We start from the raw sequence: 26,234 nt of genomic DNA, 5'->3' as shown, positions 1-26,234 counted from the left end.
ATGGGTGGAAAGGGAACAATTGTAAAGTGTTGAGGGAGGAATTATCTATGAAAATTCTGGTTCTGGACGGATTTGCATTAAATCCCGGGGATCTGAGTTGGAAAGGAATAAAAGAGCTGGGCACCCTGGTTGTCTATGACCGTACCGAACAGGCAAGAATTATCAGCCGAATCGGTGATGCGGACGTGGTTGTAGTCAATAAATGCCCAATTTCCAGAGAAACGATTGAGGCGTGTCCAAACTTAAAACTGATCTGTGTAACTGCAACCGGTTATAATACCATTGACCTTGAGGCAGCAAAGGAAAAAGGAATCGTTGTCTGCAATGTTCCAACCTATGCAACCGAGTCGGTAACACAGCATGTATTTGCAATGCTGTTTGCGATTACCAACCGCATCTATGAACATGCTCAGTCTGTTAAGATGGGAGAATGGCAGAAAGCACCTGACTTTTCCTACCGCAAGACACCGATCTTTGAAATTGCAAACCAGACCATGGGTATTGTGGGAATGGGACGCATCGGTCAGAGTGTTGCAAGAGTAGCAAAAGCGTTTGGTATGAAGGTTCTTTGTTACAGCAAGCATCCACATCCGGAACTGGAAGATGAGCAGCTCCATTTTGTATCGCTGGAAGAACTGCTTTCAAATTCGGACATTGTTTCGCTTCACTGCCCATTGACCGAAGAAACCGAAAATATGATCTGTAAAAAGACGATTGCTTTGATGAAACCATCTGCAATCTTAATCAATACTTCCCGCGGAAAGATTATCAACTCGCAGGATCTGGCAAATGCGCTGACAACCGGAAAGCTTGGCTATGCGGCTATCGACGTACTGGAGGAAGAACCACCGGTTCATGGTTCACCTCTGATTGAAAATTCCCGCTGTCTGGTAACACCGCATATTGCATGGGCTCCGCTTCAGGCAAGAACCCGCTGCATGCAGATCGTGGAAGAAAATATCCGTGCCTTTAAAGAAGGCAAACCACAGAATGTGATCAACCTGTAAAGATAAAGCCATCTGGAGACAGATGGCTTTTATTTTTGTAGTTGTTTTGAGAAAAGAAAGTATGGTATAATCAGAGAAAGAAAAGGAGGGAAAGAAATGATCAACAAACAGATTTTAAAATTCCCTGCGGCCATGCTGCTTGCAGGTGTGGCGCTGAGAGTCTGTATGAATGGAATAATCAGCATCTGGCTGCGTATGGGAACCCCAATTTCCTCGCTGGGATTGTTTGGAATTCGTCTGCTGCTGAGTGTACTGCTGTTTCTTTTGGTTGGCAGAATGGTGCGCAGACAGTACAGCAAAAAGGAATTTATTCGATCTGCAAATCTGCTGGTATTTTATTCCATCGCGGTACTTTTGTTGGAACAGATTACCCAGTATGCAGGGGTATACAGTACAGTTTCTTTATGGCTTATGCTTCCAACCGAGATTTTTAATGTGATAACCGAGTTTCTTTCCCATTTGATTGGCGGAAGGATTTACTGGATTTCGTCCATACCAGCTTTGTTTGCACCTTATCTGTTTTTCTTTTTTATCAAAGAGGAGAAAAAACGAAATCGAAGCGGGCAGATCGATTAACCATAGCAGAGGAAGATGGAGAATGAAATGGTATGTGCTGGGTTCTTTGTTACTTGCGGGAATGATGATGGTGTGTCTGGTTTGCTGCCAGACACAGGCAGAGCGAAGCCCTGAATATGGCTTGGAAACCATGCAGGTTTGTACAGACAAAATGATTTGAAAAAGAAAAACGAGCTTTCGATAAGAAATCGAAAGCTCGTTTGTTTTTTTATAGGTTTTCCAGTTTATCACTGTCGATGACAACATCGACAGGAAGATCCAGCGGCTGATGCAGAAGCACCTCACCGCGCTTCATTGGACGGTCGATCTTCTGCTTTTTAATTAAGCGAATCAGACGAAAGACCAGTTCTTTTGGAACGGTTCCGGTTGTTTTGACATCAACCGAAGGAACAGCTTTAAAGACGGTGGACGCGTGATAGGTCACAATCTTGCGTTCGCCCTTGAGTTCCTCTCTGGCATGCAGGTCACCGCGGGCACATTTGTTGCCCGAAACGGTAATGACACCGTCGATTTCCTCCACTTCAAGATGGCAGTTATTTTTGCAGACAGGACAGATCATCTGTACCATGATAGGGATGCTCCTTTTTGTCAAATGCTAGAGATAACGTTTGCGGTTTACTCTGCGGTACTTTTTCTTGCGTTTGTTTTTGATGATGGTCGAGATAATAAAGATGACAACAAACAGCAGGAGGAAGAGGAAGAGGAATTTAAACCAGAAACTCTGGAACATCCTGCTGATCTGGTCAAGTACAGCAAGCAGCGGACTGACCTCAATGTCTTCGGCGGCAATCAGGTCGACCGAGCCTAGCTCGCTGCCATACAAAATCAGCTTTAGTTCTCCCATGACATCGCCCTTTTGGATAGGAGCGGTAGCGTAGTCGTTTTCTCCAATTCTTTCTCCGTTCAGGTTGTAGGCGATGCGGCGAACATTGGAAACGTCAATGTTGTTTGGAATCAAGGCGGAGAAGGTTTGTCCGCTTACCAGCTGAAGGTGGTCTTTTCCGCCTTTTGCCAAGCGAAGATTATTGATGCTGCTGACCTTGTCTCCCTTTTCCACAATAGTTTTTGCTTTGTAGGTATCGAATACCCAGTCATAAAACTGTGCAGTCAAAACGAATGCCTGGTTTGGAGAGATGTATTCACCATTTTCATCCAGATAAGGGGCACCCATCATGACCAGAAGGTATTCATAGCCGTCTTTTTCGGCAGTGGTGATCAGACAGCGTCCTGCTTCTTCCAGAGTACCGGTTTTTACACCGGTGATCTGTGGGTAATAGAAACCGGAACCTTCCACAATCATCTTGTTGGTGTTGTCCCAGTGCAGGTTATCCTGCTTGTTGGTCGGGCCGGTATCATAGCTTGGGGTGGATACGATCTCGCGGAAGGTATCGTATTGCAGCGCGTACTTGGTGATCAGATACATGTCATAAGCGGTCGAATAATGGTTTTCATCAAACAGACCGTTCGAATTGACAAAGTGAGTGTCCAGACAGCCGATTTCCTTTGCCTTTTCATTCATCATATCCGCAAATGTTTCCAAAGAGCCGCCGCCGATTTCGTTTGCCAGCATAACCGCAGCCTCATTTGCCGATGGAAGCATGATTGCATAGAGCAGCTGTTCTACGGTAAGTGTTTCTCCCAGAACGATACCGCCGGTAGAAATACCGCCGCCGTAGGAAACGTTGATTTCATAGACATAGTTTTGCAGCTCTGCAGTAAAGGTGATTTCCTCGCTCAGATCATCAAAATGTTCCAGCGTCAGGATTGCTGTCATGATTTTGGTAAGCGATGCTGGATATTTTCGTTCGGTGGCGTTTCGGGAATGGATCAGGGTGTCGGTGGTGAGCTCCACCATGTAAACTGCAAGATCCTTCATTAAAGGATCGCTCTCATCGATGAAGGGAACCGTTCCCTGAGAGATATCCAGCTTTTGGGAGCCGGTTGCGTAATCTCCGCTTTGTTCCTCTGCAGAAGTTTGTCCATTTTCCTCAGAAGCGGTCTGATCGGTTTGAGTATCAGAGTCAGTTTCATCGGTTTGGGTGATTTCGGTATTTGCAGAGAGAAAATCCGGCGGGGCAGCAAGTGCACTTTGTGCCAGAACGCCGGCAATGATGGTGCAGGAAAGCAAAAACGCCATCAGTTTTTTCATTGATTTACCTTCCTTTCTGATATCTATAAATGTAAAATTTATTAAATGGAATACATTTTTATTATAATATACAAAAAAAGATTTGTAAAATCATTTGGCAGAAAAAGAAAATTTTAGCACCAAGTTTAACTGTATGTTCATATTCCTGCTTGAAAAACAAGGGACAGATGCGGTAATATAAAAAGGTATGACAGGAGGGACAGGTATGATCTATTTTACGGGAGATCTGCACGGGGATTATGACCGCTTTAAAAGTAAGGAGCTCAAAAAGCTCAAAAAAGGGGATACCCTGATCGTGTGCGGAGACTTCGGCTTTCTGTGGGACGGTTCAAAAAAAGAACAGTCGATTCTCAAAAAAATAGAAAAATTGAAATATCAGGTCTTGTTTCTGGAAGGAACACATGATAACCTTGACTTGATCGCACAGTATCCGCTTGAGGAATGGAATGGCGGAAAGGTTCGAAGAATCTCGAAGTCTGTTTTGAAGCTGGAACGCGGCAGTGTGTTTACTATCGAAGGAAAGAGACTGTTTGTGTTTGGCGGCGGAGAAAGTCCGGAGATGGATCTTCGGACAGCGGATGGTACCTGGTGGCCTCAGGAACTGCCGACCATTGAGGAAGTGATGCTTGCAAGAGAAGAACTTGCAAAGTATGACAATCAGGTGGACTGCATCGTGACCCATGAATGCAGTTCAACGGTTCGGCATTTTATTGATATGGACGGCGAACACACCAACATTATGACCCACTTTTTTGATGAGATTACCGAAAAGGTTTCGTTTAAAAAATGGTTCTTTGGATGCTACCACATGGATAAGGTGATTCCGCCCAGATATTATGCTCTGTTTGAAAAGGTTTTACCTTTCGAATAATAAAAAAGAGGAGGACTTTGTATGTCCAGTTATGTAACCAAAAAGACACCTGGAAATACCGCATGGTTTACCCATGACCGATTTGGAATGTTCATTCACTGGGGGCTGTACGCAATGCCGGCACGCCACGAGTGGGTAAAAACCCGTGAGCGCACACCGGAGGAAAAATACGACCTCTATTTTAAATACTTTAATCCGGATTTGTATGATGCAAAAGAATGGGCTCGTCAGGCAAAGGCAGCCGGCATGAAATATGCTGTTTTTACAACCAAGCATCATGAGGGCTTCTGTATGTTCGACAGCCAGTACACCGATTACAAATGCACCAACACTCCGGCAGGAAGAGACCTTGTCAGAGAGTTTGTTGATGCATTCCGTGCAGAGGGTATCCGCATTGGCTTCTATTACTCCCTGATCGACTGGCATCATCCGGACTTCACCATCGATGTAAACCACCCACGCCGCGATGATCCAGATGCAAAACAGCAGAACGAAGGCAGAGACATGCACCGCTATGCAGAATATATGCGCAATCAGGTTCGTGAGCTGCTGACAAACTACGGCAAAATCGACATCATGTGGTTTGACTTCTCTTACAGCCAGCGTCACGGCGAAGGCGACAAAGCTTGGTTAGGCGGCAAGGGCAAAAATGATTGGGAATCCGAGGAACTGATTGCTCTGGCAAGAAGCATCCAGCCGGAAATCATCATTGATAACCGAACCGAGATCGAACAGGATATCTGGACACCAGAGCAGTTCCAGCCAACCGACTGGTTCCGTCATCCAAAGACCGGCGAACTGGTTACTTGGGAAGCATGCCAGACCTTCTCCGGTTCCTGGGGTTATTACCGCGATGAGTATACCTGGAAATCTCCTGAGATGCTGCTGCGCATGCTCATCAGCACCGTTGCAAACGGCGGTAACCTGATTATGAACGTAGGTCCAACTGCACGTGGATATCTGGACAGCCGCGCAGAAGAAGCACTGAAGGTATATGCTGACTGGATGAAATACAATAGCCGTTCGATCTATGGCTGTACCAAGGCAGAACCAGAGTTCAAAACTCCAACCGATTGCCGCCTGACCCAGAGTGAAGACGGCAAACGCCTGTACATCCATCTGTTTGCTTATCCATTCGATAACATGAAGGTGGAAGGATTGGCAGGCAAGATCGAATATGCACAGTTCCTGCATGATGGCAGTGAGGTTAAATTCACCGAAGGTAAGGTTGAACTTTTGAGTGACGACAAACAGGAAGATGATGAAACAGCAGCATTCTTCTACCTGCCTCACGTAAAACCAAATTGCCTTGTTCCGGTTATCGAAGTGTTCTTAAAATAACAGTACATAAAAAAACAGCGGTCGTTTTTACGACCGCTGTTTTTCTTTTATGATTATTTGTGTTCTTCGTAAACGGTTACTTCGTGGTCTGGAGTGTGTTCTCCGCCAAACTGATAATCATTTCCCGGGATAATGGCATTTAATACGATGCCAGCGATTGCAGCGATTGCAAGACCGGAAAGATTGATTGTGAAGGAACCAACCTGGAAGGTGATGCCACCGATCGAGTTAAAGCCCAGTGCGCTTACCAAGATGACAGCAGCAATGATGAGGTTTCGGCTCTGTGTAAAGTCAACCTTGTTCTCTACAACATTGCGGATACCGATTGCAGAAATCATACCATACAGCATGAAGGAAACGCCGCCGATGATAGCCGATGGAACGGTCTCGATTGCAGCGCCAAATTTTGGGAAGAAGGAAAGGATGATTGCAACCAGTGCAGCGATTCTCATAACGCGAGGATCATATACCTTGGTCAGAGCGAGAACACCGGTGTTTTCACCGTAGGTGGTGTTTGCAGGACCGCCGCCCAGAGCAGAAAGGCTGGTAGCAAGACCATCACCGAGCAGGGTGCGATGCAGACCTGGGTCGTTGAGGTAGTTTTTGCCGGTGGTTGCGCTGATAGCAGCCATATCACCGATATGTTCCATCATGGTAGCCAGAGCAATCGGCATGATGGTGACAACAGCACTGAAGCTGAATTTTGGCAGGCTCAAAGGTGCCATAGCAAAAACCTGAGAGGAAGAGATTGCTTCAAAGTTTACCTCGCCCATAAAGATGGCAACGATATAGGACACTACAATACCAATCAGAATTGGAACAATTTTGATCATGCCCTTGCCCCAGATGTTGCAGATGACAATGACAGCCAGCGCGATAAAGGCAAGCAGCCAGTTTTCACTTGCATTTGTGATAGCGGAAGGAGCCAGAATCAGACCGATCGAGATAATGATTGGGCCGGTTACAACTGGCGGGAAGAAGCGCATGATACGGCGGATGCCAAAGACAGAAATCAAAGCGGACATCACCACATAAACAAATCCGGCAACCAGAACACCGCCGCAGGCATACGGAAGCATCTCTGTATTGGCAGCACCGTCAGCAAGACGAGGAGCTACCGCGGAATATCCACCCAGAAAAGCGAAAGAAGAGCCCAGAAAAGCAGGAACCTTTCCTTTGGTGATCAGATGGAACAAAAGGGTACCCAGACCAGCCATCAGCAGAGTGGTAGAGACATCAAGACCAGTCAGAATTGGAACCAGAACGGTGGCGCCGAACATCGCAAAAGTGTGCTGGATGCCCAATATCAGCATACGGGGAATTCCGAGCTGGCGAGCATCGTAGATGCCGACTTCACCGATTTTAATTTTTTTGTCGTTGCTCATCGATAAAACCTCCTAAAAACACATCAATATATGCCAAAATAAGCCGTACCTATTGTATCAGATTCTTTGGACAAGGACAATTGGTGTTTCTGATAATTTTTAACAGAATCTTAATTTAGGATAAGCATAAAACAACAAAAAATCCGTCGAAACAAATTCGACGGATTTTTATTTTAGTGCAAGATACTTTTTTATTTTGCGGTATGATACCATCTGCAAAAAGCAAAAACACCGAACAGACACAGAAAAAATCCAAACCAGAAGGCAAGGGAAAGATTCTGGTCAGCAAGCCAGCCAAACGAGAGGTTGGTTGCGATGCCGACACAGTCCATAATCAGTGCATAGATGCTCAGTTCGGTTGCACGATATGCAGAGGATACCTGTTTGTTTTGCAGTTCAGCCTGGAGCGGAGAAAACAGACTGAACACCATCCGCAGAGAAAAAATACTGATTACCACGGGAATAGCCTGCCCGGACACTGCCAGCACACCACAGGCAGATATCGCAATCAGAAAGCAGGATTTTGCAAAACGGGAAATCCCTAAGTGCTTTGAAATCTTTTCTGAAAAGGCACTGAACAACCCAAGCAGAGAAAGCAGGATATACAAATAACCGATGACAGAAAGAGAAATTCCGCAGGAAAGGTATTTGGGCTGGCTGAGAAAAGTGGTGATGGTTTGGTGAGTTTCATTAAAAAAGGCAATGGCCACCAACAGGAGAAGCAGGCTGGGTTTCGAGAGAGTCTGCTTTAACAGATGAAGAAAATCCCGAATAGGAAAGGACTTCTGTTTTGACTTTGTTTCGGACACTTCATCCAGAAAGAAAGGAAGCAGTGCGGCAAGCCCGTAGCTTACAACGGTCAGGAAGCTGGCAAGCGGGTAATTGTCTTTGATAAAGACAGAATAGATCAACGCAGAGAGGCTAAGTCCCAGAGTTTGCAGAGCCTCGCTGATACCAAAAATCCGCTGGCTTTGACCTTCTGCACAGGAAAGGTAAAGAATACTGTTATCCACACCGGATAAACCGGAAATGACAACGGCAAGCAGGATGCGTTCCAATAAAAACATCTCAAAGCTGTGTGCCTGCCAGAAGATGATCTTGGAAATAAAATAAAGCAGGCTGCAAAAGATCATGGTGTGTTTGTAGCCGATTTTGTCCGCCACAATACCCCAAGGAAGTTCCAGCAGCAGACACAAAGCGAGGCAGATGCTTTCGATGATGGTGATTTGAGAAAGGGTAATTCCCTGCGCCTGCCGGTACAGGGTCGCAATCGGGGCATAAAACACCATTGCCTGTAAAAATCCCAACAGGAGCATTAAAACAATATTCTTTTTTATCATAAGAAAAACCGTCCTACATTTAAATTTGATATCACAAATAAGCCGTGCAGGATGCACAGCGATGTCAGGAATATCAAACGATTAATGCAGACGGTTTTGCATCAGGAATACCAGCTTTCTGTTAAAATAGATAAATTTATTATACTCCCTGTTTTTTTGCTTTGCAATAGAAAAACTTTTTGAAATGAAGGATGTGCGTCAAATGCAACATTTTAAAAGCTGAAAATGAAGTATGTGCGTCAAATGCAACATTTTAAAAGCTGAAAATGAAGTATGTGCGTCAAATGCAACATAAAAAAGTATCAGCGGGATGATTTGTTTTGTTCTTCTTCCACTTCCTCCACAGCGGCACGCACTGCAGCGACGACAAAAGCTGAAAAGGTACAGTCTTTTCCCTGAATCAGGGACTCCACCCGCTCGATCAGATCATTTGGAAATCGAATGGTCTTGTTTGTAGTAGGAGGAATAGAGGGAATTTTAAAAGACATGAGATACACCTCGCAGTTAATCTACTGATTTTCACTTATTTATCAGATATCATTGTTGTGTAAAGAAAAAACGCACTCACATTTGTGAGTGCGTAGTTGTGTGCAGGTTCAACCTGCTGGCGGAGACGGTGGGATTCGAACCCACGTGCCTATCTCTAGACAAAACGATTTCGAGTCGTTCTCGTTACGACCACTTCGATACGTCTCCATATCTTATTGTTGTTCGGAAATTCCGATATACAAGACGGTTCATATGCTGCCGCCGCTTTCAATGAAGCCTATACAGTATAACAGATTTTCGTCTCACTTTCAAGACTTTTCCCAAAAAAGATTCCATCAAAAGACTACACTGCACTCAAAATAAAACGGTAGAATTTGTTTTTCAAAGCGTTCTATTTAAAACAATTGCTTTGTTTTTCTATCTTCAAAATCCGGTAAAAAAGAAGTAAGTTCTTTTGAAAAAACAACAGAAAAAAGAATAAATTGTGAATAAAGTTCAAAAAATCACTTTCACAAGTTAAAATCTTAGTGCAATCATACTATTGCATTTTAAAGGACGAAGACTTATAATAAAGCCCATACCAAACACTTTAGCGCATTACAGTTGTTAAGCAATACACTGTGAAAATAATTTTAGTGATATCACTTAATTTGGTAAAAAAATCTGGGAGGACAAAAACATGAAAAAGATGTTAGCAGTTATTTTGATGGCTGCAATGATGGTATCCACATTCAGCGGCTGCTCTGGAAATGGCAGCGGGGAAACAGAGGAAAGTGAAAATTCCACTACAGCTTCTGTAGAATCTTCTGAGGAAGCTTCTGAAGAAACTTCCGGTGAAACCGTTACATACGGTGTTCTGGCACCACTGACCGGTGATGCATCGGTTTACGGTATTTCCACTTCCAACGGCATCAAGATGGGTGCAGAAGATATTAATGAAAACGGCGGCGTTCTGGGTAAAACTCTGGAACTGGAAGTAATGGATGAGAAAGCAGATATCGCTGAGGCAACCAATGCTTACAACGCTCTGAGAAGCCAGGAAGTTTCGGCAATTATCGGTGACGTTACCTCCAAACCAGCTATGGCTGTTGCAGAGATCGCTGCTGAAGAATATGCAGATGGCGATGGTATCCCGGTTATCACACCAACCGGTACAACACCGGACATCACTCCAAATGGTGAAAATATTTTCCGTGCATGCTATACCGACCCATTCCAGGGCAAAGCAATGGCAACCTTCGCAGCAGAAAACCTGGGTGCAACAAAGGTAGCAGTTATGTACAATACTTCTGATGACTATTCCACCGGTATTGCAAATGCATTTGTGGAAACAGCAGAAGAAAAAGGAATTGAAATCGTAGCAAACGAAGGTTACGGTGCTGATGATAACGACTTCAAGACACAGCTGACCAAGATTCAGGCACTCAATCCAGATGCAATCATGGTTCCAGACTACTATAACAACGTAGCGCTGATCGCAACTCAGGCAAGAGAAATCGGCTATGACGGCGTTATGCTTGGTGCAGACGGCTGGGACGGCGTACTCAACGTACTGGACGATGCAAATAAATCTGTTGTAAACAACTGCTATTTCTGCAACCACTTCTTCATCAACGATACCGATGAAAAGGTAGCAAACTTTGTAAAAGAATACAAGGAAACCTATGGAGAAGATCCAACCGCATTCTCCGCTCTCGGTTACGATGCAGTATGCATCCTGGATGAAGCAACCGAAAAAGCAGGAAGCACCGATCCAGAAGCAGTTGTAGCAGCAATGCAGGAACTGGAATATGACGGTGTAACCGGACACATTACCTTTGATGAAAACGGTGACCCAATTAAAGATGTAGCAATCCTGAAATTGGAAGACGGAGCCGTTACACTCGAAACCAAACTGGCAGCAGAATAAAGATTCATTTTTTCGATAATAAGTTTTTCTAGATATTCCCTTAAAACACACAAATAGGGCGGAGCAACTGGGTTCTGCCCTATTTGTACATTCTGAGATGGGAATATCGTATTAGGGAATATCACACAAGGGAATATCAAAGATAGAAAATGGAAGGTAGGAGGAACAATGGAACAGGTTGTTATGTTTCTCAAACAGGTCATCAACGGCGTTCAGGTGGGCAGCATCTACGCTCTGGTGGCATTAGGATACACGATGGTATATGGCATCGTAAAGCTGTTAAACTTTGCACATGGCGACTTTATCATGGTGGGTGCATACATTTCCCTGTTTGCCATGACAGGTGCAGGAATGCCGGTCTGGCTTGCTGCGGTTATTGCAGTGGCAGGATGTGCATTGCTTGGCGTACTAACCGAAAAAATCGCATATAAACCGCTGAGAAATTCACCAAAACTTTCGGTACTTATTACAGCGATTGGCGTGAGCCTGTTCTTGCAGAACCTGTTTTTAATCCTGTTTACCTCGTCGCCAAAACCTTATCCGAATACCGTCAATATTCCAGCGGTCAATGTCGGACCAATCCAGATCAGCGGTGTTACACTGGTAACAATCGTATTGTCCGCTGTTTCGATGATTGCTTTACAGCTCTTTGTTAAAAAGACAAAAATGGGACGTGCAATGCGTGCCGTATCTGAAGATGCGCAAGCAGCTACCCTGATGGGTGTTAATGTAAACCATACTATTTCGCTGACCTTTGCAGTCGGTTCAGGACTTGCTGCTATTGCAGCGGTTATGTACTGTACCGCTTACCCAATGGTTGACCCTTACATGGGTTCGATGCTGGGCCTCAAAGCCTTCATTGCAGCAGTTCTGGGCGGAATCGGAATTATTCCGGGCGCTATGCTGGGAGGTTTTGCAATCGGACTGATCGAGAGCCTGACCAAAGCTTACATCTCCTCGCAGCTTGCAGATGCAGTAGTATTTGGAATTTTGATTTTGGTACTCCTGATTAAACCGGCAGGTATTTTTGGCAAGAATGTCGGAGAGAAAGTATAACAGTCGAACAAAGGGGTCGTTACAAAAATGAAAGATACAGTAAAAGTTCCCTGGAAAGCATATATCCTCAATGCGTTCTGTACCGTTTTGATCTTTGTCGCACTGTCCGGCATGATCGAAGCCAAGGTAATCGATAAATATATCCAGGGCATTATCATGTTAGTATTTGTCAATATCATTCTGGCGGTATCGTTAAACCTGACCACCGGATTTTTGGGACAGATTGCACTGGGACATGCAGGTTTCATGTCGATTGGCGCATATACCAGCGCCATCATCACCAAGGCAGTGAAAGATCTGCCGGATGGAAGCTTTTTACAGTCGCTGCCGCCTCAGCTGATCTTTGGCGTGGCACTGCTTGCTGGCGGTATTCTGGCAGCTTTGTTCGGTATCCTGGTTGGTATTCCGGCTTTGCGCTTAAAGGGAGACTATCTTGCGATTATCACCCTTGGCTTTGGTGAGATCATCCGTGTTATCATGGAAAATCTTGAGATCACCGGCGGTGCACAGGGCCTGCGCTCCATCCCAGGCTATTCCACCAAATACTTTGGAATGTGCTACTGGATTACGATTTTATCCATCGTCATTTTGTATATGCTGGTTCGTTCCCGTCATGGACGGGCGATCATGGCAATCCGCGAGGATGATATCGCTTCGGAAGCAGTGGGAATCCCGAATACCTATTATAAAGTAATGGCATTCAGTGTTGCAGCATTTTTCGCAGGTATTGCCGGCGGTATCTATGCACATTATCTCCGTATTCTGGGTGCAAAGAGCTTTAACTTTAGCCGCTCTATTGAGATCATCGTTATCGTTGTTCTGGGCGGTATGGGTTCAATGACTGGTTCGATTGTGGCAGCAATTGCTCTGACCATTCTGCCGGAAGCGCTGCGCAGTTTCTCCGATTACCGCATGCTCGCTTATTCCATCGCACTGATTGTTGTTATGATCTTTAAGCCATCCGGATTGTTTGGACGATATGAATTTTCCCTGATGGGATGCATTGATAAAATCCTTGGAAAAGGAAAGAAGCGCAGTAAGGAAACTGCAGCAGAAGGGAGCGTAAAATAATGACAGACACTCCTGTTTTAAAAGCGGAACATCTCGGAATCAGCTTTGGAGGACTCAAGGCGGTATCCGATTTTGATATTCAGATTGGTCAAAATGAGCTGGTTGGATTGATTGGTCCAAACGGTGCGGGCAAGACCACCATCTTTAACCTTCTGACTGGTGTTTACCAGCCGACCGAAGGAGTCATCTATTTAAACGGAAAATCTATGGCAAAGAAAAAGCCAAACCAGATGGTAAAGGAAGGAATTGCAAGAACCTTCCAGAATATCCGTCTGTTTAAAGAACTTTCGGTGCTGGATAATGTCAAGGTTGCGTTCAATCAGGGCATGAGCTATTCGGTGCTTAAATCCATCTTCCGCACTCCATCCTACTGGAAAGAAGAGGCCGAGATCGACCGCAAAGCGCGCGAATTGCTGGCAGTTTTTCACATGGAAGACAAAGCAGATTCTCTTGCGCAGAACCTGCCTTATGGTCAGCAGCGCAAACTGGAAATTGCAAGGGCTCTTGCGACCAATCCAAAACTGCTGCTGCTGGACGAGCCGGCAGCGGGCATGAATCCAACCGAGACCGCGGAACTGATGGACACCATCTCCACCATCCGCAAAAACTTCAACATTTCGATCCTGCTCATCGAGCACGATATGAGCCTTGTTATGAGCATCTGCGAGAGACTGATCGTAATTGACTATGGTCAGATCATTGCAAAGGGCACACCATATGAAATCGCCAACAACGAAAAGGTAATCGGCGCATACTTGGGCGCATAAATCTGCGCATCATGCAGGGATGGTTCCCTGCACAACGTATCCGCACAGGATACACGAAAGGACGGGTAATAATGGGAAAGATGCTGGATGTCCAGGAACTGAATGTGCATTATGGTTCCATTCATGCAATTCGGGATATCAGCCTTACAGTAAATGAAGGAGAAATTGTCTCGCTGATTGGTGCAAACGGTGCGGGAAAAACAACAACCCTGCACACCATTACCGGGATTAAAAAGGCGACATCCGGTCGCATTTTTCTGGACGGTAAGGATCTGATGGCTACCGAACCGCACAAAATCATCACCATGGGAATGGCGCATGTGCCGGAAGGCCGCCATATCTTTTCCCAGATGACGGTAGCGGAAAACTTGGAAATGGGAGCGTTCTGGCTTAAGGATAAGTCCCATGTCAATAAGGAAATGGAAAAGGTTTACGCACAGTTCCCAAGACTGAAAGAACGTTATAAACAGGCAGCGGGCACACTCTCGGGAGGAGAACAGCAGATGCTGGCAATCGGACGCGCAATTATGTCGAAGCCGAAAATCATGCTGATGGATGAGCCTTCGATGGGTCTTTCTCCGCTGCTGGTAAAGGAAATCTTCGAGATTATCAAACAGCTCAACCAGGAGGGAATGACCATCCTCCTGGTTGAGCAGAACGCCAAAATGGCACTCTCTATCGCACATCACGCCTATGTCCTGGAAACGGGCAAGATCGTTTTGCAGGGCAAAGCCTCCGATATGCTTGAAAACGATAATGTTAGAAAAGCGTATCTTGGCGCATAACTCTCACCTTTGTACCGCCGCAGTATCAAAATACTGCGGCGGTACGCTTATATAGAAGTTTTGTGCGGAAAACGGGGATGCCATAAAAATCTTGACAGGGCAGTTAGTCTTTGCTATCATAACAAAAAATAAGGTGGGAAACAAAGAGCATTTGCAAAAGAGGTGCGGCAGATTATGGAACAACAGGCAAAAAAAATCTGGATTTTTGATTCTACACTGCGGGATGGTGCGCAAGGGGAGGAAATCTCGTTTTCAGTGCAGGATAAGCTCAATATCGTGCAGACGTTGGATCAACTGGGCATCGATTATATTGAGGCAGGAAATCCGGGTTCCAATCCAAAGGATCTGGAATTTTTTGAACGGGTGGGTCAGCTGACACTCCACCATGCAAAATTGGTGGCATTTGGAAGCACCCGCCGCAAAGAGGAAAAGGTGGAAGATGATATTAACCTGCAGGCGTTGCTTTCCGCAAACACCAAGGCGGTGAGCATCTTCGGCAAGAGCTGGGATTTTCATGTTACAGATATCATCCACACAACCTTAGAAGAAAACCTGCGGATGATCGAAGAAACAGTTGCTTTTTTAAAAGCGCACGGCAAGGAAGTTATCTTTGATGCAGAGCACTTTTTTGACGGATACAAGCGCAACCCGGACTATGCGATGCAGACGCTGCTTGCAGCACAGAAAGGCGGCGCGGACTATATCTGTTTATGTGAGACAAACGGCGGTGCATTTCCAGATGAAGTCAGCCGCATTGTAGCACAGGTACTTCCGCAGCTTCGGGTTCCGGTTGGCATCCATACTCATGATGACGGCGGAATGGCGGTTGCCAGCAGTGTGATGGCGGTGCTGGCAGGTGCACAGATGGTGCAGGGAACGCTGATCGGTTTTGGAGAACGCTGCGGCAATGCAAATCTTTCGGCAATCATCGCGAATTTGCAGCTGAAGCGGAATTATCAGTGCATTCCACCGGAAAATCTGCACAAGCTGATGCAGACCTGTCGGGTAGTATCGGAAATTTCCAATGTCCGCCTGCACAAGAACATGCCTTATGTTGGAAAGAGCGCATTTGCCCACAAAGGCGGCATGCACATTGATGGGGTGAACAAGGCACCGGCATCTTTTGAACATATCAACCCGGAAAGTGTGGGAAACTCCCGACGTTTCCTGATGTCCGAGGTAGCGGGAAGAAGTACCCTGATCGAGCGCATCCAGAAGGTAGATGCGAGCGTCCGACGGGAGGACGAGGTGACTACCCGCATTATCAATCAGGTTAAGGAAATGGAGCATCAGGGCTACCAGTTTGAAGGAGCCGACGCGACGCTGGAAATGCTGATCCGCAAGCAGTTAGGACAATACCGACCATTTTTCCGTGTGGAAAAGTTTAAGACGATCGGAGAGCAGCAGGCAGGAGAGGAGACGGCTTCTGCTGCGGCGATGGTCAAGGTTGTCGTAGGCGGTCAGGCAGAGATGAATGCAGCGGAAGGAAACGGTCCAGTCAACGCCTTAGACTGTGCTTTACGAAAAGCGCTAGAGCGGTTCTATCCGGTTTTACGGACGGTACACCTGACCGATTACAAGGTACGAGTTTTGGACAGCAGCAACCGCACCGCATCGAAGGTAAGGGTTTTAATTGAAACGACCGACGGCAAGGAATCCTGGACGACGGTGGGGGTATCGGTGGACATTATTGAGGCGAGCTTGATTGCACTGATTGCATCGATCGAGTACAAGCTGATTCACACATCTGTTTAAAGATGAGGATGGGGGATTGTTCTGCCAAAAGGGGAGGACGCTTCTTAACGGATATTATGTGTGGAAGCTAGAATTTCTTAGTAGAAAAATGCAAAGCCAGGTGCAGGCTCATTATGTGGGGTTACGCACCCCACGCCCGCGGTTCCTTTTCTTTTACGAGAAAAGAAACCAAAAGCGTATCAAAGAGGAAGTGTCCTCTTTGATATCTCCTCGGGGGGAAGTATCCCCCGGGGTTGCCGCAAAGCGGCAAAGCCTCCCCCTCTTGTAAAAAACTCCCGTGATAGAAGGGGGGCGCGTGACCGCTCTGCGGTTACTGCGGGGGCACAGCCCCCAGGGATATCTAAGGGGTGTCCCCTTAGACACGTTTTTGGGTACTTTTATCGTGAAATAAAAGTACCCGCGGTGTGGAGCGCGTAGCTCCACAAAAACAAACAGGTTTGATGAAACAAAAAAGACCTCTCAAGTAATTGAGAGGTCTTTTTATCGAATTGGTTTTGGGCTATTTGTCAATCCAAGTAGATAATCAACACTGGTTTGATAAAACTGGGCAAGCTGTATCAGAATGTCGACCGGAATATTGATTGCTCCGCTTTCATAGCGGGAATAAGTAGCTTGTTTTATACAAAGGATGTTTGCAATATATTCTTGTGTCAAGTCATGATCTTCTCTTAGGTCACGGATACGATGAAACAAATTTCTCACCTCAAAACGATTATAAATCATAAAGAGAAAATGATTTAAATATTATGCAATTTTCGGATAAAAGGTATCGTTATTTATGGGGCTTAGGGTTATCAGTTAACCCAAGGAGATAATCTACGCTGGTTTTGTGAATTTTGGCAAGTTTGATTAAAATATCAGTTGGAACATCATAGGCGCCTCTTTCATATCGAGAATAGGTTGTTTGAGATACACCAAGTAAAGCAGCCATTTGAGTTTGCGATAAATCTAAATCTTCACGCAGATCTCTAATACGTTGATACAATCTTCTCACCTCGAGAATATTGTATTTTATACGTATTGCGTATATTGACAAATATGCTATTTTGGCCTAAAATATTTTTGAGGTGATGGAAAATGTGCGAAAATACTGTCGATACCCAGCAGGACCTCCTTCGCTATAAACAAATGTATCTGCGTATGGTCCGCGCTGTTATGGATGCCGAAAAACTGCTCCACGACGCAATGGAGGAATGCGAGGAACTTTTTATTTCTGAAAATGCTCAAACCCAAATTTCTCCCAAACAAGATAACCAGGATTTGAAAAAAGCAGTTTAAAAATTGAAATTCATTTTCAGTATCCATAAATGAAAAAGGGGACTCCGTATTTTACGGAGTCCCCTTTTTGTGTAATGCTTGCTTTGACTGTAACCCGAATCTGCTCGTGTAATAAGTGCGATATCACCTTAATAACGGTTGACAAATAGTAGTTCAAACGATATACTTAACAAAGTTAACTATATAGGGGGGATATCTATGGAGTGGACAGATATGGTGCACTATCAGCAGCAGATGCAGAAAATTATACGGTTTCTGCTTCCTGTGCATAAATCGGTATTGACCGCAAGTGAATGTGAACTTTTGGCCCATTTGTATTTGCGTCCAGAGCAAAATACACCGGTTTTGCTCAGTATAGAAAGCGGCATGAGGAAAGAGGCGGTGAGCCGCTGCCTGAAATCTCTTTATGAAAAGGGATGTATCTCCAAACAGCGTCAGGAAACAGATGAACGGAGCTATCAACTGTTTATCACAGAAACCGGACTTAGTGAATTAAGAAAAGGATACGAAAGTATCCTGCAGCCATTTTATGATCTTTGGCGCAGTTCTGGTGACGATTTTGAGGCATTCATGCATTATGCAGATAAACTTGCCGCACAGATTGAGAAAGGACAGGGAAACACTCGTGACAATGAAGTTTTATGATGCGTTACAGCTGGACCCGGCAATACTGAAACGAAAAATTGCTGCTTGTGATGAGAAAAAGGAAAAAGCATATTATTGGTTTGCCATGTCGGTACGTTCTGTGCTGATTGTGGCTGCTGCCATTATCTTTATCAGCCTGTTATCTAGCGTGTTTGGCGCCGACAATACCCCAATGGGTGTTGTATTGTTCTGTATGATTTTGGGGATTCGTTTTGTTAATTTCGAGTACTGTGTCAAAGATTCGCTCGTGACCCTGCTGGCAGTGCTGGCGATTTTGGTGCTGGCGCCAAGCGCAGCGGCAGTAATTCCAGAAGTTTTTTTGATTCCGCTGCACTTTGCAGCCTTTTTTGCTCTGCTTTATATGACGACGCAGCGGCCAGAGATGGGAAACGGCGGCCTGTATAGTTTTGCTTACATCTACCTGACAGGAAATCCTGTCACAGGAGAAGCACTGGTCCGCCGCATCTTTCTGGCTCTGGTAGGATATCTGATCTGTGGAGTGATTTTATTTGCAAAACATCGGGATCAGCATACGGCGACTCGTTTTCACCACGTTGTACGGAAATTTGATCTGTCCACACCCATCCATCTGTGGCAGCTGCGCATGGCACTTGGAGTAAGTCTGGTAATGACAGCCGGGCAGGTCTTTGGTGTAGAGCGCTTTATGTGGATGGGATTTGCCTGCGCATCACTGCTGTCAGAATACCCATATTCGGGAAAGGTGTTCACCCGTTTCTGGCAGAGAATTGTCGGAGCAATCGCGGGTTCTCTTGCATTTTTTGTCCTTTATTTGATCTTGCCAGAATCCCTGCACGCGTTGATGGGACCGTTAGGAGGACTGTGTCTGGGATTTTGTACGGACTACCGGTATAAAACAGCGATGAACTGCTTTGGCGCACTGATGCTGGGCGCTGGAATTTACGGAATTCATGGAGCAGTCATTCTGCGTGTTGTAGATACTGTCTTAGGTGTAACGTTCGGACTGATTTTTGCAGCACTTTTCCACCGAGTGGCAGCAGTCAGGTTTTTGTCACGCTCGATAGAGGAGTAGAGGGAAAAGTTTAAATCAAAATATTATAATAATAAAGCTCCCCGCACATTTCCAGAAAGGAATGTGCGGGGAGCTTTTTGTGTCTCCAATAACCCCGAAGGGTAAATTTTACTTAGCGAGGATATTTGATTGCAGCCTGTGCAGCAGCAAGACGTGCGATCGGAACGCGGAATGGAGAGCAGGAAACGTAGGTCAGACCAACTTTGTGGCAGAATTCAACGGAGGATGGATCACCACCGTGTTCGCCGCAGATACCCAGTTTGATGTCAGGACGGGTCTGTCTGCCCAGTTTGCATGCCATCTCTACCAGTTTACCAACGCCAGCCTGGTCGAGTTTTGCAAATGGATCGAATTCGTAAATCTTCTTGTCGTAGTAGTAGTTGAGGAACTTACCAGCATCATCACGGCTGAAACCAAAGGTCATCTGGGTCAGGTCGTTTGTACCGAAGGAGAAGAATTCAGCTTCTTTTGCAATCTCGTCAGCAGTAACAGCAGCACGAGGAATCTCGATCATGGTACCTACCTTGTAGTGCAGTTCCATACCGGACTGAGCAATCAGTTCATCAGCTGTCTTGGTAACAACCGATTTTACGTATGCAAGCTCTTTTACTTCGCCAACCAGTGGGATCATGATTTCAGGAACGATCTTCCATTCTGGATGTTTGCGGGAAACATTGATTGCTGCGTTGATAACAGCCTGTGTCTGCATCTCAGCAATTTCTGGGTAAGAAACAGCCAGACGGCAGCCACGATGACCCATCATAGGGTTAAATTCATGCAGAGAAGCGATAACGTTGTGGATTTCCTCTACGGAAATGTTCATCTCTTCAGAAAGTTCTTTGATCTCAGCTTCGGTGTGAGGAACAAACTCATGAAGCGGTGGGTCCAGGAAACGGATGGTTACCGGATGACCCTGCATTGCTTCGTAGATTGCCTCGAAGTCACCCTGCTGCATTGGAAGCAGTTTAGCCAGAGCGACACGGCGCTGTTCCTCTGTCTTGGAAAGGATCATTTCACGAACTGCTTTGATGCGGACGCCTTCAAAGAACATATGTTCGGTACGGCACAGACCGATACCTTCTGCACCAAACGAGAGAGCCTGAACAGCATCTTTTGGTGTATCAGCGTTGGTGTAAACTTTCAGCTGTCTTGCTTCGTCAGCCCAAGCCATCAGACGGCCAAAGTCACCGGAAACGGAAGCTGCAACAGTTGGGATTGCTTCGCCGTAGATCTTACCGGTGGAACCATCCAGAGAGATGTATTCGCCGCGGGAGATCTTTCTTCCGCCCAGTTCAAAGTAACCTTCTTCTTCGTGCATTACGATATCGCCGCAGCCGGATACACAGCAGGTGCCCATACCACGTGCAACAACTGCTGCATGAGAGGTCATACCGCCGCGAACGGTCAGGATGCCTTTTGCATGGTTCATACCTTCAATATCTTCAGGAGAGGTTTCCAGACGAACCAGGATAACAGCTTCGCCTTTCTTGCCTTCTTCAGTAGCTTCTTCAGCGGTAAATACAACCTTGCCGCAAGCAGCACCTGGGGAAGCAGCCAGACCAACACCGATTTCTTTTGCAGCTTTCAGTGCTTTCTGGTCAAACTGTGGATGCAGCAGAGAGTCAAGCTGTTTTGGCTCAACCATGCATACAGCTTCCTGTGGTGTGATCATGCCTTCGTCTACCAGATCGCAGGCAATTTTGATTGCAGCGTGAGCGGTACGTTTACCATTTCTGGTCTGCAGCATGAAGAGTTTGCCATTTTCGATGGTGAACTCCATATCCTGCATGTCGCGGTAATGCTGCTCCAGACGATGAGCAACATCGCAGAACTGATTGTATACGTCAGGCATGATGTCTTTGAGTTCATCGATGTGCTGTGGAGTACGAACACCAGCAACAACGTCTTCGCCCTGTGCGTTGACAAGGAACTCACCAAACAGACGGTTTTCACCGGTTGCAGGGTCACGGGTAAATGCTACGCCGGTACCGGAAGTGTTGCCGGTGTTGCCGAATACCATGGTCTGTACGTTAACAGCAGTGCCCCAGGAGGATGGGATATCGTTCATTCTTCTGTAGTAGATTGCACGTGGGTTATCCCAGGAACGGAATACTGCTTTTACAGCTTCCATCAGCTGTTCTCTTGGCTGCTGTGGGAAATCTTCGTTTTTCTGTTCTTTATAGTATGCTTTAAAGCGGACAACCATTTCTTTCAGGTCATCTGCGTCAAGCTCGGTGTCAAGAGTAACGCCTTTTGCTTCTTTCATCTGGTCGATGATAACCTCAAACTGATGTTTTGGAACTTCCATAACAACGTCGGAGAACATCTGGATGAAGCGGCGATAGGAGTCGTAAGCAAAACGCTCATTGTTGGTCAGTTTAGCAAAACCTTCTACAACCTGATCGTTTAAGCCGAGGTTCAGGATGGTATCCATCATACCTGGCATGGAAGCTCTTGCGCCGGAACGGACAGAAACCAGAAGAGGATTGCTTGGATCACCGAATTTTTTGCCGGTGAGTTCTTCCAGTTTTGCAAGATGCTCAAAAATTTCTGCTTCGATTTCAGGGCTTACCTGACGGTCATCTTCATAGTACTGTGTGCAGGCTTCGGTGGTGATGGTGAATCCCTGTGGAACAGGAAGACCAAGAACGGTCATCTCAGCGAGGTTTGCGCCTTTACCGCCGAGCAGTTCACGCATTTTTGCATTGCCTTCCGAAAAGGCATAGACAAACTTTTTCATAATAATAACCTCCTTAAAGGGAAAGAGGATCAATTTAGCACAGGCAAGGATGGAATATGTATTTGCTTCCAAAACTGTGCAAAAAGATGAAAAATCCTCGAAAATTTTATTTCCATCCCCTGATGGTACATATTATATCAAATAAAACTCAACAATACCATACTTTTTTATAAGTTTTTCATAAAAAAATTACCGGAAAAATTCATGAAAATCGAGCATTGCATTGTGATCATTTCATGTGGAGGACAAATAAGATTGGAAAAAATGATAATTTTAACCAAAAATTAAACAGATTAAATAAAATCAGCATATTATTTTTATTTTGCTTTATCTAACCTATCGGAAATGATCGGGAACCTTGAATTTTTACAAAGCGGATTTTATAATATATGTCAGAGTACACAAAGCTATGAGAAAGAATGGAGTGAATATCGTGACAACACAAACCTGTGCGATCATTCTGGCAGCAGGCCAGGGAACCAGAATGAAATCGAAACATCCAAAAGCAATGTGTGAAGTACTGTTTAAACCGATGATTTGCTGGGTCACCGACTGGTGCCGCAAAGCGGGAATAGAAAAAATATGCGTTGTAGTGGGGGAAGGTGCCCAGGAGATTGAGGCAGTTCTGCCAGAAGGCTGTGTTACAGTTTTACAGTCTGAACGCAAAGGTACCGGCCATGCCGTTATGATGGCAAAAGAATTTATTCAGGAAAATATCGACAGCGATATTGTGGTGCTCAATGCAGACGCGCCGTTTGTCAATGACAGAGTGCTTCGAGAGTCGCTTGATCAGCATCGGACCGAAAATGCAAAAATAACAGTGATTACAGCAAAACTTGACCATCCAACCGGTTATGGAAGACTGGTTCGCAGCACAGAGGATGATAAGGTTGTCACTGCCATTGTCGAAGAAAAGGATGCAACCGAAGAGCAAAGAGCAATCAAAGAGGTAAATTCCGGTGCGTACTGGTTCTCTGCAAAGTTTTTGCAGGATGCACTGACCAAAATTGACTGCAATAACAGCCAGCATGAATACTATCTGCCAGATACAGTAAAAGTGGCGTTCTCTCAGGGAGAAAAGGTGATTGCCTGCCTCTGTGACGACCCAAATCTGGTGCTGGGAGCAAACGATCGGGCTGGTTTGTTAAAATTAAATGAAATCGCGAACAAAATTGTGGTTGACAGACTTTTGGAAGATGGTGTAAACTTTTATTGTACGGATGGAATCGTAATTTCTCCGGACGTTACCATTGGAAGAGATACCACAATCGCACCAGGTACCCAGCTGATTGGTCATGTTGAGATTGGGGAAGACTGTGTGATCGGACCAAACACTATCATCGAAAACAGCCAGATCGGAAATGGATGCCAGATTCATTCCTCCTTCATCGAAAAATCCAAGGTAGGAAACGGTGTTCGAATCGGACCGAACAGCCATCTGCGTCCGAACAGCGTTCTGGCAGATTCAGTCAAGATCGGAAACTTTGTGGAGATTAAAAATTCTACATTGGGAGAAAAGACCAGCGTAGCACATCTGACCTACATCGGAGACTCCGATTTTGGTTCGCATATCAATGTTGGATGTGGCGTGGTAACGGTAAATTATAATGGTTACCGCAAATTCCGCAGCACAGTGGAAGATAATGCATTCATCGGCTGCAATACCAATCTTGTATCGCCGGTTCATGTCGGCAAGGGCGCTTATATCGCAGCAGGTTCCACCATCACAGATGATGTACAGGAAGAAGAACTTGCGATTGCCCGTGCAAGACAGACAAACAAACAGGGCTGGGTAGCAGGCTATCGTGAAAAAGAGCTTGCACTCAAGGCCAAAAACTCCAAATAGAGAGAACCTCAGAATGGAGTAAATCAATTTGTATCATACAGTCTGGAAACGAACGTGTTTTACGGACTGTTTAACGGCATCAGCCGGATATTCTTTAGAGGGACTAAAGAGGAATTCAAGGTGGGCGGAGAAAAATCTGCCGAGAAAAAGTAAGGGGAGTCAAAAAAGAAATGAATTTGCATGGTAAGGATATTAAAATCTTCACTGCTAATTCCAATCCAAAAGTTGCAGCAGAAATCGCAGCTTGTTTGGGTCTGCCAGTAGGCAAGAGCGAAGTAAAAACATTCTCTGACGGCGAGATCGCTGTATCGATTCAGGAGTCTGTTCGTGGTTCGGACGTATTCGTTGTACAGTCCACCTGCACACCAGTAAACGATAACCTGATGGAACTGCTGATCATGATCGATGCTTTCAAACGCGCTTCTGCTGGTCGTGTTACCGCAGTAATGCCATACTTCGGTTATGCAAGACAGGACAGAAAAGCAAAAGCCAGAGACCCGATCTCTGCAAAACTGGTTGCAGACCTCATTACCGCAGCTGGCGCAGACCGCGTGCTGACCATGGACCTGCATGCAGCACAGATCCAGGGCTTCTTTGATATTCCGGTTGATCATCTGCTGGGTGTGCCGATCATGATCCCACACTTCATCGAAAAGATCGGTGACGAGCAGTCGATCTACACCGTTGTTTCTCCAGACCTTGGTTCTGTAACAAGAGCAAGAAAATTTGCTGAACGCTGCGATGTTCCGCTGGCAATCATCGACAAGAGAAGACCAAAAGCAAACGTCTGCGAAGTTATGAACATCATCGGTGATGTTCGTGACAGAAAGGTCATCATCGTTGACGATATGATCGACACAGCAGGTACTCTGTGCAACGCTGCAAACGCTCTGGTTGAAGTTGGCGGTGCAAAAGAAGTTATCGCTTGTGCTACTCATGGCGTACTGTCCGGTCCAGCTCTGGAAAGAATCGAAAAGAGCGCACTCAAAGAGGTTGTTCTGCTCGATACCATTCCGCTGCCGGAAAACTGCAACAGCACAAAGATCACTCAGCTTCCAGTTGCTCCTGTATTTGCAGAGGCAATCGAAAGAATCTATCAGGACAAACCGGTTTCCCCGCTGTTTGTTTAATTTTGACAAGAAGACAAGGGCAGGTAAGTTTACCTGCCCTTTTTTCTGGTGAGGAGTTTGGATGGAATATATCTGTTACTGTGACAAGGTGACCGAGGAAGATATTGTTCGGGCAATCGGACAGGGGGCCAGAACCATCCGCGATATTCAGCGGATGACCGGCGCAATGACCCACTGTGACTGTGCAAACAAAAATCCAAAGGGAACCTGATGCACACCGGATATTTTGCGGGTGCTGAGGAAACATCTTCCAAAACCTGCAAAGTAGCCATTTGGAAAATGGTTAAGATTTTTGAGAATAATAAAAGTGCGGGCAGGCTGACCACAGGCTTCTATCGATATGGAGGTCTGTGGTTGTCCTGCCCTGTTGCCGACCCTGTAAGTGAGAGGTAAAAAAGATGGACAAAATGTACGATATTTTTGAAAAGTTAAAAACACTCAACACAAAGCCGTCAGTGACCGGAACACCGGAATTTCTGGTGGTAGGTCTGGGAAATCCAGAGCCAAAATACGATACAACCCGCCACAATGCCGGATTTATGGCAATCGACCGCATTGCACAGAAGACAGGATGCAAAGTTGATCAGCTCAAATTCAAATCCCTGTACGGAATGTGCGAAATTGAGGGAAAAAAGGTCATGCTGATGAAGCCGTCGACCTATATGAACAATTCCGGTGAAGCAGTTCGGGAAGCAAGCCAGTTTTATAAAATTGGTCCGGAGCATATCATTGTAATATTTGACGATATTTCGCTGGATGTTGGCAAAATGCGCATCCGCAGAAAAGGAAGCGACGGCGGCCACAACGGAATCAAGAGCATTATCTATCTGACCGGAAGCGATCAGTATCCGCGCATCAAGATCGGTGTTGGCAAGAAGCCGCACCCAGATTACGATCTGGCAGCATGGGTTCTGGGACATTTTTCGGATGAGGATATGAAAAATCTTTCTCCGGTTCTGGACAACAGCTTTGAAGCGGTCAAAGAGATTGTCAAGGGCAATATCGACCGCGCAATGAATCTGTTTAACTAGTTTTATTTTAAG

General features: G+C 45.6%; 26 protein-coding genes and 1 tRNA gene. 18 read left to right on the top strand and 9 right to left on the bottom strand.

Annotated features, from left to right (window positions below):
- Positions 1 to 47: 47 nt before the first annotated feature.
- The 3 genes from BQ5375_RS02515 to BQ5375_RS14310 all read left to right on the top strand — a co-directional run bounded on the left by BQ5375_RS02515 (position 48) and on the right by BQ5375_RS14310 (position 1,743).
- Positions 48 to 1,007, top strand: a complete 960-nt coding sequence (locus tag BQ5375_RS02515; protein WP_022133203.1) for a D-2-hydroxyacid dehydrogenase — start codon at positions 48 to 50, stop codon at positions 1,005 to 1,007.
- 96 nt (positions 1,008 to 1,103) lie between these two features.
- The gene (locus BQ5375_RS02510) at positions 1,104 to 1,583 is read left to right on the top strand and encodes a hypothetical protein (RefSeq protein WP_076917351.1); all 480 of its coding nucleotides are present in this window, start codon (positions 1,104 to 1,106) and stop codon (positions 1,581 to 1,583) included.
- 22 nt (positions 1,584 to 1,605) lie between these two features.
- Entirely contained in the window at positions 1,606 to 1,743 is a 138-nt protein-coding gene (locus BQ5375_RS14310) for a hypothetical protein (protein WP_159438015.1), read from the top strand.
- Between the two features lie 48 nt (positions 1,744 to 1,791).
- Here BQ5375_RS14310 and BQ5375_RS02505 read toward each other — a convergent pair whose 3' ends face one another.
- Positions 1,792 to 2,151, bottom strand: a complete 360-nt coding sequence (locus tag BQ5375_RS02505) for a DUF1667 domain-containing protein (protein WP_076917350.1) — start codon at positions 2,149 to 2,151, stop codon at positions 1,792 to 1,794.
- A 27-nt stretch (positions 2,152 to 2,178) separates the two neighbouring features.
- The gene (locus BQ5375_RS02500) at positions 2,179 to 3,732 is read right to left on the bottom strand and encodes a D-alanyl-D-alanine carboxypeptidase family protein (protein ID WP_022133207.1); all 1,554 of its coding nucleotides are present in this window, start codon (positions 3,730 to 3,732) and stop codon (positions 2,179 to 2,181) included.
- Between the two features lie 205 nt (positions 3,733 to 3,937).
- Between BQ5375_RS02500 and BQ5375_RS02495 the strand changes: the two genes are divergently transcribed.
- Both BQ5375_RS02495 and BQ5375_RS02490 read left to right on the top strand, forming a co-directional pair.
- The gene (locus BQ5375_RS02495) at positions 3,938 to 4,603 is read left to right on the top strand and encodes a metallophosphoesterase (RefSeq protein ID WP_022133208.1); all 666 of its coding nucleotides are present in this window, start codon (positions 3,938 to 3,940) and stop codon (positions 4,601 to 4,603) included.
- Between the two features lie 21 nt (positions 4,604 to 4,624).
- On the top strand, positions 4,625 to 5,944 hold the full coding sequence (locus tag BQ5375_RS02490; protein WP_022133209.1) for an alpha-L-fucosidase: 1,320 nt from the start codon (positions 4,625 to 4,627) through the stop codon (positions 5,942 to 5,944).
- Positions 5,945 to 5,997: 53 nt separating this feature from the next.
- Here the strand turns inward: BQ5375_RS02490 and BQ5375_RS02485 are convergent, their stop codons facing one another.
- From BQ5375_RS02485 to BQ5375_RS02470, 4 genes are all read right to left on the bottom strand, one after another.
- Positions 5,998 to 7,329 (bottom strand): uracil-xanthine permease family protein, encoded by a 1,332-nt coding sequence (locus tag BQ5375_RS02485; RefSeq protein ID WP_022133210.1) that lies wholly within the window; start codon positions 7,327 to 7,329, stop codon positions 5,998 to 6,000.
- 191 nt (positions 7,330 to 7,520) lie between these two features.
- Positions 7,521 to 8,669 (bottom strand): MFS transporter, encoded by a 1,149-nt coding sequence (locus tag BQ5375_RS02480; protein WP_022133211.1) that lies wholly within the window; start codon positions 8,667 to 8,669, stop codon positions 7,521 to 7,523.
- Between the two features lie 302 nt (positions 8,670 to 8,971).
- Entirely contained in the window at positions 8,972 to 9,157 is a 186-nt protein-coding gene (locus tag BQ5375_RS02475) for a YlcI/YnfO family protein (RefSeq protein ID WP_022133212.1), read from the bottom strand.
- A 117-nt stretch (positions 9,158 to 9,274) separates the two neighbouring features.
- Positions 9,275 to 9,365, bottom strand: a tRNA-Ser gene (locus BQ5375_RS02470).
- A gap of 472 nt (positions 9,366 to 9,837) precedes the next feature.
- On the opposite strand from BQ5375_RS02470, the gene BQ5375_RS02465 reads away from it, so the two are divergent.
- The 6 genes from BQ5375_RS02465 (at position 9,838) to cimA (ending at position 16,501) form a co-directional block, all read left to right on the top strand.
- Positions 9,838 to 11,067 (top strand): ABC transporter substrate-binding protein, encoded by a 1,230-nt coding sequence (locus tag BQ5375_RS02465; protein ID WP_022133213.1) that lies wholly within the window; start codon positions 9,838 to 9,840, stop codon positions 11,065 to 11,067.
- 168 nt (positions 11,068 to 11,235) lie between these two features.
- On the top strand, positions 11,236 to 12,123 hold the full coding sequence (locus tag BQ5375_RS02460; RefSeq protein WP_022133214.1) for a branched-chain amino acid ABC transporter permease: 888 nt from the start codon (positions 11,236 to 11,238) through the stop codon (positions 12,121 to 12,123).
- Between the two features lie 27 nt (positions 12,124 to 12,150).
- Positions 12,151 to 13,194, top strand: a complete 1,044-nt coding sequence (locus BQ5375_RS02455; RefSeq protein ID WP_022133215.1) for a branched-chain amino acid ABC transporter permease — start codon at positions 12,151 to 12,153, stop codon at positions 13,192 to 13,194.
- On the top strand, positions 13,194 to 13,961 hold the full coding sequence (locus tag BQ5375_RS02450; RefSeq protein ID WP_022133216.1) for an ABC transporter ATP-binding protein: 768 nt from the start codon (positions 13,194 to 13,196) through the stop codon (positions 13,959 to 13,961). The genes BQ5375_RS02455 and BQ5375_RS02450 overlap by 1 nt, the downstream gene beginning before the upstream one ends.
- A gap of 80 nt (positions 13,962 to 14,041) precedes the next feature.
- Positions 14,042 to 14,746: an ABC transporter ATP-binding protein gene (locus BQ5375_RS02445; protein WP_076917376.1), complete on the top strand. Its 705-nt coding sequence runs from the start codon at positions 14,042 to 14,044 to the stop codon at positions 14,744 to 14,746.
- Positions 14,747 to 14,920: 174 nt separating this feature from the next.
- A complete protein-coding gene (gene cimA, locus BQ5375_RS02440) occupies positions 14,921 to 16,501 on the top strand; it encodes a citramalate synthase (RefSeq protein WP_022133218.1) in 1,581 nt (526 codons plus the stop codon).
- 480 nt (positions 16,502 to 16,981) lie between these two features.
- On the opposite strand, the gene BQ5375_RS02430 is transcribed toward cimA, so the two are convergent.
- Positions 16,982 to 17,194, bottom strand: a complete 213-nt coding sequence (locus tag BQ5375_RS02430; RefSeq protein ID WP_076917348.1) for a helix-turn-helix domain-containing protein — start codon at positions 17,192 to 17,194, stop codon at positions 16,982 to 16,984.
- A 79-nt stretch (positions 17,195 to 17,273) separates the two neighbouring features.
- Entirely contained in the window at positions 17,274 to 17,486 is a 213-nt protein-coding gene (locus BQ5375_RS02425; protein WP_022131968.1) for a helix-turn-helix domain-containing protein, read from the bottom strand.
- Positions 17,487 to 17,578: 92 nt separating this feature from the next.
- Here BQ5375_RS02425 and BQ5375_RS02420 point away from each other — a divergent pair, with 92 nt between their 5' ends.
- The 3 genes from BQ5375_RS02420 to BQ5375_RS02410 all read left to right on the top strand — a co-directional run bounded on the left by BQ5375_RS02420 (position 17,579) and on the right by BQ5375_RS02410 (position 19,475).
- Positions 17,579 to 17,779 carry a hypothetical protein gene (locus BQ5375_RS02420; RefSeq protein ID WP_022131969.1) on the top strand — a complete coding sequence of 67 codons (201 nt, stop codon included), beginning with the start codon at positions 17,579 to 17,581 and terminating at the stop codon, positions 17,777 to 17,779.
- A gap of 198 nt (positions 17,780 to 17,977) precedes the next feature.
- Positions 17,978 to 18,424: a MarR family winged helix-turn-helix transcriptional regulator gene (locus tag BQ5375_RS02415; RefSeq protein ID WP_022131970.1), complete on the top strand. Its 447-nt coding sequence runs from the start codon at positions 17,978 to 17,980 to the stop codon at positions 18,422 to 18,424.
- Positions 18,411 to 19,475, top strand: a complete 1,065-nt coding sequence (locus BQ5375_RS02410) for an FUSC family protein (RefSeq protein ID WP_022131971.1) — start codon at positions 18,411 to 18,413, stop codon at positions 19,473 to 19,475. Before BQ5375_RS02415 ends, BQ5375_RS02410 begins: the two co-directional genes overlap by 14 nt.
- Positions 19,476 to 19,587: 112 nt before the next feature.
- On the opposite strand, the gene ppdK is transcribed toward BQ5375_RS02410, so the two are convergent.
- Positions 19,588 to 22,218 carry a pyruvate, phosphate dikinase gene (ppdK, locus tag BQ5375_RS02405; RefSeq protein WP_143529414.1) on the bottom strand — a complete coding sequence of 877 codons (2,631 nt, stop codon included), beginning with the start codon at positions 22,216 to 22,218 and terminating at the stop codon, positions 19,588 to 19,590.
- A 430-nt stretch (positions 22,219 to 22,648) separates the two neighbouring features.
- On the opposite strand from ppdK, the gene glmU reads away from it, so the two are divergent.
- From glmU to pth, 4 genes are all read left to right on the top strand, one after another.
- Positions 22,649 to 24,061: a bifunctional UDP-N-acetylglucosamine diphosphorylase/glucosamine-1-phosphate N-acetyltransferase GlmU gene (glmU, locus tag BQ5375_RS02400; RefSeq protein WP_235849967.1), complete on the top strand. Its 1,413-nt coding sequence runs from the start codon at positions 22,649 to 22,651 to the stop codon at positions 24,059 to 24,061.
- 170 nt (positions 24,062 to 24,231) lie between these two features.
- A complete protein-coding gene (locus BQ5375_RS02395) occupies positions 24,232 to 25,191 on the top strand; it encodes a ribose-phosphate pyrophosphokinase (protein ID WP_022131974.1) in 960 nt (319 codons plus the stop codon).
- A gap of 61 nt (positions 25,192 to 25,252) precedes the next feature.
- Complete coding sequence (locus BQ5375_RS02390; RefSeq protein ID WP_022131975.1) at positions 25,253 to 25,402, top strand: (2Fe-2S)-binding protein; 150 nt, start codon at positions 25,253 to 25,255, stop codon at positions 25,400 to 25,402.
- 196 nt (positions 25,403 to 25,598) lie between these two features.
- Positions 25,599 to 26,222, top strand: coding sequence for an aminoacyl-tRNA hydrolase (gene pth / locus BQ5375_RS02380; protein ID WP_076917375.1), 624 nt, complete (start codon positions 25,599 to 25,601; stop codon positions 26,220 to 26,222).
- The last annotated feature ends 12 nt before the right edge of the window (positions 26,223 to 26,234 follow it).

The organism is Negativibacillus massiliensis (genome assembly GCF_900148495.1).
Lineage (GTDB): Bacteria > Bacillota > Clostridia > Oscillospirales > Ruminococcaceae > Negativibacillus > Negativibacillus massiliensis.
The sequence above is the reverse complement of the archived record's forward strand: the minus strand, read 5'-3'. Positions and strand labels throughout refer to the sequence as shown.